This window comes from Pseudomonas sp. GD03842, from assembly GCF_029841165.1.
Classification (GTDB): Bacteria; Pseudomonadota; Gammaproteobacteria; order Pseudomonadales; family Pseudomonadaceae; genus Aquipseudomonas.
This window is the reverse complement of the sequence record NZ_JAOCEA010000002.1, coordinates 505,301-512,293: the sequence shown is the minus strand read 5'-3', so window position 1 is coordinate 512,293 and position 6,993 is coordinate 505,301. Positions and strand designations below refer to the sequence as shown.

The 6,993-nt window shown below is 61.4% G+C and carries 4 protein-coding genes; 1 reads left to right on the top strand and 3 read right to left on the bottom strand.

The features are described from left to right. Together N5D61_RS04795 and N5D61_RS04790 are read right to left on the bottom strand one after the other, a co-directional pair. Window positions 1-2,844: DUF6531 domain-containing protein (locus N5D61_RS04795; protein ID WP_279891109.1), on the bottom strand; the 2,844-nt coding region annotated here is incomplete at its 3' end. 3 nt (window positions 2,845-2,847) lie between these two features. After that, entirely contained in the window at window positions 2,848-3,312 is a 465-nt protein-coding gene (locus N5D61_RS04790) for a DUF1795 domain-containing protein (RefSeq protein ID WP_279891107.1), read from the bottom strand. Window positions 3,313-3,750: 438 nt separating this feature from the next. On the opposite strand from N5D61_RS04790, the gene N5D61_RS04785 reads away from it, so the two are divergent. Further along, entirely contained in the window at window positions 3,751-5,439 is a 1,689-nt protein-coding gene (locus N5D61_RS04785) for a methyl-accepting chemotaxis protein (protein WP_279891105.1), read from the top strand. 166 nt (window positions 5,440-5,605) lie between these two features. Here N5D61_RS04785 and N5D61_RS04780 read toward each other — a convergent pair whose 3' ends face one another. Next, entirely contained in the window at window positions 5,606-6,898 is a 1,293-nt protein-coding gene (locus tag N5D61_RS04780) for an MFS transporter (protein ID WP_279891103.1), read from the bottom strand. Between the last annotated feature and the right edge of the window lie 95 nt (window positions 6,899-6,993).

The window sequence follows — 6,993 nt, the reverse complement described above, 5'->3', positions numbered from 1 at the left end:
GCCCATGGCGTCGTAGCCGAAGCAACTGGTGAGTTTGCCTTGGGTGCGCAGGATTTCGCGGTGCAGGTCGTCGCGCTCGATGTCGCTGATGAGCAGGCCATCAAGGTTCAACTGGTGCAAGTGGCCGCTGCCGTAGTACAGGTGGTTGAGGTGTTGGCCAGTGGGCAACGTCAACGTGGTCAGGTTGCTCAGCGGATCGTATTCGTAGTCCAGCGCGCCCTGCGGGGTGGTCTCTTTGATTAACCGGCCCAAGAGGTCGTAGGTGAATTCGAGTTTTTCCTCGCTGACGCCGAGTTTTCTGCCACTGGCGGTCGGCGTTCGTTCGATGGACAGCAGGCGGTCGACGGCGTCGTAGCTGTAGCCCTGCCGCGCATCGTCGTTGAGTTTGGCCAGCAGTCGGCCACTCGGGTCGCGTTCGAACTCGGTGCTGCGTTGTGGCCGTTCGGCCCGGTCTCCGTAGCCGATTTCATCGACGCGCGTCAGGTATCCGCCCAGGTTGTAGCTGAAGCGGCGGGTCAGGTTGTCGATGCGCTTTTCTTCGATCAGGCGATCGGAATCGTCGTAGGCGAACTGATACGCCGCGTTGTTCTCGTTAACCAGTGCGGTGAGGCGGATGGCCTTGTCGTACTCGTAGCGAATGCGCTGGCCTTTGGCGTCCTGGCGGCTGCTGGGTAATCCGCGAGCGGTGCGTAGTAAACGCGTGGTCTGGCCTTTGCCATCGGTGTGCGTCAAGACCTGGCCGAGGGTGTTGTAGGTAAACGACTCGGCTGTGCCGTCCGGGTGATCGATGCGCAGCACTTCGCCGTCGGGTTTGCGTTCGAGCTGGGTGGTCTGGTTCAGCGCATCGGTCACGGCGATCAGGTGGGCTCGGTGGTCGTAGCGGTAGAACGTGCTTTTACCCGAGCAGTCCTGAAAGCGCTCGACCTGGGCCAGGCTGTTCCACCACAGGTATTTGGATTTGTGGGTCGCATCGATGATGGTATGGGGCAAGCCGTCATCGCTGTTGAGGTATTCGGTCGTGTGGCCGAGAGGGTCTGTTTCGGCGATGAGGTTGCCTTTGTCGTCGTACCGCGATTTCCAGACGCTGCCGTCCGGAAAGGCGGTTTCGGTGACCAGCGTGGTCGCCAGGTGATGCTGGTATTGGATGGTGCGCCCGAGTGGGTCCGTCTCGGCGACAAGGCGCGAGAGCTCGTCGTATTGGAACGTAAGGCGTTGGCCATCAGGCAGTAGGACGCCGGTCATATTGCCCGCTTCGTCGAGGTCGATGGCGTAGCGCTCACCGCCGAAGTCGCGGCTGGCGATCACGCGACGGTCTTCGTTGTAATGCACTTCCAATTCTCGACCCAGCACGTCGGTTGCCCAGGAGGTGCGGTTATCGAAGTCATAGCGGAAATGAAAGTGCTCGCCGTCACTGGTCCAGTGTTCAACCACGCGGGGCTGGCCATCGAGGGTTTCCCAGCGGTAGTTGCAGCTCAGGCCCAGCGCGTTGCTGTGACTGGCCATGACGCCATCGACGTAGCTGAACCGGCGTATCGAATCGCCGTTACGGTTGATGACCTCGGTGAGTTGGCCGTTGTCGTCGTAGCGATACCGGGCCAGCGTTTCGACCGCCGCGTTATCGACCACCCGTTTGACGTCTGTCAGGCGGCCCAGGGGGTTGTCGTAGTGAAGGTGCACGCGCACGCCACCGGGTGCACTGATGTCCGTGAGTACGCCCTCGGCCGTGCGAGAAAAGTGCAAATAGTGGCCCAGCGCGCTTTCGAGGCGCTGCAGCGGCACCCGGGTGTTGTCGTTGGGAACCTCACCAAAGTAGAAGAAGACGTTGTCGAGGGTTTGCAGCAGGTAGTGGCCGCCTTGGCTACGAACCAGGTAGAGCTGCTCGTAGGGGTTGTAAATGCGCTCGCCCGGTTCGATGTCGACGAAGGGCACACTTCGGCCCTGATTGTCGGTCAGGTAGACGAAGCTACCGCTGCGCCGCAGGTTCTGCTCCCAAGGCAGCACCCAGCCTCGCCCCAGCACGCTGTCGACGGCCAGGTCACTTGCGTAGAAACGCGACCACTCGATGGGCATCAGGCCCGGCAGGACGAAATCGGTCTCTCCCGCGTCCAATAGCAGCTTTCGGCCTGTGGTGAGGTCCACGGGATGGCCTGTCAAACCGCCGATGGCACGTTCGATCGCCGGGCCGGCGACGAAGCGGCCAAACAGGTAACTTCCCGCGACCGCCGCGCCGAACTTCAAGGCACAGGGACCTGCGGCTTTGAGCCCGTTCATCAGTCCGAGTTTGGCGACCGACAGCGCCGCCCGCCCCATCGAGGCAACGACCATCAAGACGTCGACGGTGACGCGCAGCCAGTCCGGAATCTCTTCATCGATGTTGAGGTACTGCTGGGTGCCACCGCCGATGAACACGTTGTTCGAACCGGTCGAGATCTTCGCGCCGCAGGTCAGCTTGTCGCCCTTGCGTGCTGCGGCGACGTTATTGATGAAAACGTTGGATGACCCTTCCGCCACCTTCACCGTGGCCGGATGCTTTTCACACCGCGCTGTGCTCAACGTGGCGTGTGCTGCATGACGACCATTGATGAAGACGTTGGGCGAGCATCCCGTCAGCTCGATCTCCCCGGCCGACGCGCTCAGCAACCCTCCAAACCATTCCCCTGCCATAGGCAGGGCACTGGCCACCAGCCCCGCTGCAACCCCCAGCAGCAGCCCGCCAAAGCCCGCTGTGCAAATCGTGAAGGCGGCATAGGTGGCGAGTGCCAACCCGGCCACCGCCCCGATCAAAAATCCGCCCAGCGCATGGGTGTGTTCAATTCCGTCGTTCCATCGCGCGGCCTCGAACATGGCTTATCCCTGCTCCGATTTGACAGGTGAAGCCTGCGCGTGACGAGGCTGAAAACTGGACAGCAGTTGCAGCCAGTCCTGAGCTTGACTCGGGCCAAAGTCCGCCTGGCTGGTGGTCGAGAACACCAGAACCCGGCTCGGCTGGATTTCGAACGCCGCCTGACGCTGATACACCGGACGGCCGTCGTTCATGTAATAGGCGTCCACTTGGACACCCACGAGGGGTTGCTGCGGGGACAAGGTCGCAGGCGTTTTGCTCAAGAGTGTGTAGCCGCGCAGCTTGGACGCGATCAGCTTCACCTGGCGATCGATATACGCGTTGAGGTGTTCGGCGGGAAGCAGGTTGTCACGCGAGATGGTGACGTTCAGCGGGGCCGGGAGCGTGGTCCCCGGCACGAACATGTTGACCGTACGGTCTTGGAAGCCTTCCGGCAAAGCGATAGATCCTTCTTGAAGCTGATAGTCCATTGGTGACATTCCGTCGTCAGGGAGATAAATCTTTCATTCGGCTGAGGCGAGCGACTCGCGGCATGGGGAACAACGCTACCGCCATGCTCGGCAACAACAGGTTACGAGCAACCGGGAAGAACAGAGTTTCCTGTTGGCACCCTCGCTTATTTTCATGGGCGAATCGCGCAGCAAGTGCGTCGCGCCCGGTGCGACTGTTCTGAACCGCGTGTAGGACCTGAACTACCGACCTCCTTGAGTTCAGATCACACGGGTACCGCGCAAGCCGCTCTGAGACGACTCGGTATCGCTCTCGGTTCACACCCCACTATCGTTATTACTGATGAGACGAATTAGCTGTTTTCATGAGCTCGATAGCGTGGGCTCAGCGATGATTGCACTGTGCCATACAGGCACCTATCTCAATCAATCGCGTCCTGATGGACTTCGGAGTGTTTCATGGCCAACAAAATGACCGTCGCTCAGCGGCTCGGGCTTGGCTTCGGACTGATGCTGGCTTTAATGATCGTGGTCACACTGATCGGGGTTTATCGCGTCAACATGATCGAAGCGAAGCTGACCGAAGTGAGTGAAAACTCGACGGTCAAGCAACGCTATGCCATTAACCTGCGCGGCAGCGTGCACGACCGGGCGATCGCGATTCGGGACGCCATTCTGGCCAACGACGACGCCGCCTTTAAACGCTACGTGGCGACCATCGAGCAATTGGACCAGTTCTACCAGACCTCGGCCAAGCCACTGCATGAAGTGGTGCAAGGCAAAGGCGCTTCCGAGTTGGACAAGACCCGACTGGAGGCGATCATCGCTCAGGAAAATCTCGCTCAACCGCTGACCCGACAGTTGCTCGGGCTTCGTCGCGACAACCAGACCGACCAGGCCCAGGCGCTGTTGCGCGAGCAGGTGGCCGGCGCATACCGGGAGTGGCTCAAGCGCATCAATGACTTCATCGATTTGCAGGAAGCCGATACCGGCAAAAACGTGCAGATCATTCGGGACACCGCAGGGAGCTTCGCGCGTCTGATGCTGTTGAGCACCAGCATCGCCGCCCTGATTTGCGTCCTCGCTTCGATCCTGATCATCCGCAATATCAAGTCGACCTTGGGGGCCGAGCCCGAAGCCGTGGCCGAACACATTCGCGAACTGGCCAACGGTGAGATCAACAACGCCATCGAAACGCGGTACCCGCAAAGCGTCATGGGCGCCCTGCGGGAGAGCAATCAACGCCTTTCCGATACGCTGACCCGCGTGACATCCGCGGCCATCGAGCTGCAAGGCTCGTCGCGCCAGCTCAAGAACAGTTCGGAGTTGAACAACCAGCAGTTGCGTATCCAGGCCGAAGAAACCGAAAAGATCGCCACCGCCCTCTCGCAAATGGCCACCTCCGGCAGCGAGATTGCCCGTTATGCCGAGACCGCGGCGAAGGCATCGAGTACCGCTGACCATGAGGTGGAAAGCGGCAAGCGAGTCGTCGAAAACGCCAGCGTTGCCATGCGCGATCTGTCGGACCTGCTCAATGATGCATCGTCTTCGGTGGTCCAGTTGGCCCACGACAGTCAATCGATCGAAACGATTGTCGGGGTGATCAACTCCATCGCCGAACGCACCAACCTGCTGGCGCTCAATGCGGCCATCGAGGCGGCCCGAGCGGGCGAGTTCGGGCGCGGGTTCGCGGTCGTTGCCGAGGAAGTCAGGTCTCTGGCGACCCGCACCCAGGAATCGACTCAGCAGATTCGAAACATGGTCGGCCAGTTGCAGAGCGGTTCGAGTCATGCGGCGTCGATCATGCAGAACAGCCGCGAGATGGCCGAGCAGACGCTGGAACAAACGCGGGTTGCCGAGCAGTCGCTGACCACCATCAGCCGTGAGGTCAGCGCCATCAGCGACATGAACGCCCACATTGCCAGCGCTTCGGCGCAACAAGGTGCGGCGGTGCAGGACGCCAGCCAGAACATCGCGCGCATCCACGTCGCGGCCCAGCGGACCTCGGTCAATTCTGCGGATGTCGCCAGCTCCAGCGAGGAACTGGCCAACGTCGCCAGCGGCCTGATGGACAAGGTCAGCTTCTTCCATGTCTCGAGCGCTGACACCCCGCGCCCGGCCGCCCATCGGGTACGGGACATCGCCTAGCAGCTGTGTGCAGCCAGCGGTTTGGGATCTTCGGGGGCGAGCGGCGGGCGCCGTGTGGAACAGCGCAAAGGAATGCGCAAGCGGTCAAGCGCTACGCGGTGCCCGGATTCAGGCGGTTTCCAGTCTCCGGGCACTCTGTGCTTGAGGGCTTGAAAGCCCTGCAGTTTTAAGGCGTGGCGAGCACCGGCGCAGTTTTTTCACGGCGCACGGTCATGATCACGGCAGAGGCGACCAGGCACAACACGCCCGCCGCCATGAACGCAGGAAGGTAACTAGAGACGTTCTCCCGCGACCAGCCGGCAGCGAACGCGGCAAACGCGGCGCCGATCTGATGGCCTGCGAACACCCAGCCAAACACCAACCCTGCCCGCTCCGGCCCGAAGCGGCTGATGGCCAGGCGCACGGTGGGAGGGACCGTGGCGATCCAGTCCAGTCCGTAGAACACCGCGAACGCCGACAGACCGAGGAGGGAGAAATCCGAGTAAGGCAAGGCGATCAGCGACAACCCCCGCAGGCCGTAATACCAGAACAGCAGGTACCGGTTGTCGAAGCGGTCGGACAGCCAGCCTGACAAAACCGTCCCGATCAAATCGCAGAAACCCATGGCCGCCAGCAAACCGGACGCCTGCAGCGGGCTGATGCCGAAGTCGCCACACAGTGGAATCAGGTGCACCTGCACCAGGCCAGAAGTACTGGCACCGCAGACGAAGAAGGTGCCGAACAGAATCCAGAACACGCGGGTCTTGGCAGCGTCGCGAAGCGTTGTGAGGGTGGCGGCGAAAATCGAATGACCGTTGTGCGCCGGTTCAGCGATCGGCGCTGTGCCGGTATCGCCATAAGGCCGCAGCCCCAGATCACTGGGACGGTCGCGCATGATCATCAACACCGCGACCGCCGCCACCGCCAACATCGTCGACAGCACCACCAGGGCCCAGCGCCATCCATAATGGTCGGACACGCTAGCCAGCAGTGGCATGAAGATCAGTTGGCCCGTCGCATTGCTGGCCGTGAGTACGCCAACGACCAGGCCCCTGCGATGATTGAACCAGCGTGACGAGACCACCGCGCCAAGCACCAACGCGGTCATCCCGGCACCGACCCCTACACCGATCCCCCACAGCGCCATCAGTTGCCAGACCTGTGTCATGCCCAGGGACAGCAACAGGCTGGTCATGATCACGATGATCGCGGAAATGGTCACGTTCCGCGGGCCGTACTTGCCCATCAACGCTGCTGCGAAGGGGGCGGTCAGGCCGAACAGAATGAAGCGAATCGACAGCGCCGAGGAAATGTCCACCGTGTTCCAGCCAAACTCCATCTGCATGGGCACGATGAAAATGCCCGGCGCACCGACCGCCGCCGCGCTGACCAACGAAGCCAGGAACGTCACCGCCACCATGGCCCAGCCATAGTGGATACCTCGACGCGATAGGGCGTGTGAAAGCCATTCAGTCAGCATGATTACCTCGATCAAATAGGCTTCGCTTGAATCACCGCGGCAGCACCCGGCCACGGCCTGCGGAACGTCATGCGTTGCGTGCAGGCGCCGTTCCT

Bases quoted from the DNA above. Each gene is read 5' to 3' on its own strand.
- N5D61_RS04790 (WP_279891107.1), bottom strand. From the start codon at position 3,312: ATGGACTATCAGCTTCAAGAAGGATCTATCGCTTTGCCGGAAGGCTTC.
- N5D61_RS04785 (WP_279891105.1), top strand. From the start codon at position 3,751: ATGGCCAACAAAATGACCGTCGCTCAGCGGCTCGGGCTTGGCTTCGGA.
- N5D61_RS04780 (WP_279891103.1), bottom strand. From the start codon at position 6,898: ATGCTGACTGAATGGCTTTCACACGCCCTATCGCGTCGAGGTATCCAC.